The sequence below is a fragment of the Candidatus Magnetobacterium casense genome, assembly GCF_019173545.1.
GTDB classification, from domain to species: Bacteria; Nitrospirota; Thermodesulfovibrionia; order Thermodesulfovibrionales; family Magnetobacteriaceae; genus Magnetobacterium; species Magnetobacterium cryptolimnobacter.
Genome location: NZ_JABXWD010000730.1, coordinates 1 through 1,215 on the forward strand (window position 1 = coordinate 1; position 1,215 = coordinate 1,215).

Consider the following 1,215-nt stretch of genomic DNA (forward strand, 5'->3'; position numbering starts at 1 on the left):
TCAAGGCTGCAACGGAGCTCTGCATACCTGTGGCTAATAACCCTGGTTGGAACTCCATCTCAGTCGCCGAGCATACCTTGATGTCGATCCTCGTGTTGTTGAAGAAGGCATTCTACGCCCATCAAGGGATGATTCAGGACAAGTGGCTGCAGAACGAACTCGTCTTGAACAACCGGGTTTTGGAGCTGCATGGTAAGACGCTGGGGATACTCGGCCTTGGAAATATAGGCAGACAGGTAGTCAAGCTAGTCAAGCCTTTCGACGTATCGATTCTATATAACAAGCGGACGAGGCTTTCGGCAGGCGAGGAGAAAGAGCTCGGGGTCAGGTATAGCAGCCTGGACGGCCTGCTGGGGCTATCCGACATCCTGAGCATCCACGTCCCTCTCGTAAAGGAGACGAGGGGGATGATTGGTGCTGAGGAGATTAAGAGGATGAAAGACGGGGCGATTCTCGTCAACACTGCAAGAGCCGAGATCGTCGACGAGGCGGCCTTAGCCGATGCTTTAAGGACGGGAAAGCTCTCCGGGGCAGCCGTCGATGTGCCTCGGGGACCTGATGAATTCACCAAGTTTTCAAGGGCTTTCGCTGGTCTCAATAATGTTCTCTTTACCCCTCACATCGCTGGTAACTCCAAGGAGGGAACCCTGCGTGGCCGAATTCAATCATCTGAAAACATTAAAAGGTACCTTGAGGGTGTTAAGCCGAATTATCTGGTAAACAGCATCTAGTAGCGCCGCCCAATATGCTACATTTCCAGATGGGGGACCTTGACTTTTGAAAACGGGAGAAATATGTGGGGAGGATAAGGCTATGACCCCAAACCCAAACACGTCTTCGAGCCCCTTAAATGATCTATTCACATTGCTTTTCACGCGATCACAATGGAGCTAGACGATGCCATCAAGGGAAGGCGCAGCGTCAGGAACTATATGGACAGCCCCGTTCCCATGGAGGTGATTAGAGATGTCCTGGAGGCGGGGACGTGGGCGCCGTCAGCCAAGAACGGGCAGCAGTGGCGCTTCACCGTTCGGACCGGCGACGCTAAGAGGAGGCTGACGGATCTGTTCCGCTCCAAGCTCGAGGCCAGATCCAGATGGGTGGGGCCCGCTGAGATGGGTTCGTCGCTGGCGTCGTGCGGGATCATGGAGCGGAACAGATCCGTCAGCCTCCTCTTAGCGTCGCCGGTCAGAACGGTGAAGCGCCACTGCTGCC

2 protein-coding genes are annotated in these 1,215 nt (G+C 54.7%); both read left to right on the top strand.

The window, feature by feature from the left end; translation table 11 throughout:
* Nucleotides 1–731 (top strand): NAD(P)-dependent oxidoreductase (locus HWQ67_RS19135; protein WP_218254289.1); only part of this gene is annotated, 731 nt, incomplete at its 5' end.
* 153 nt (nucleotides 732–884) lie between these two features.
* A partial coding sequence (locus HWQ67_RS19140) for a nitroreductase family protein (RefSeq protein ID WP_218254290.1) occupies nucleotides 885–1,215 on the top strand: 331 nt, incomplete at its 3' end.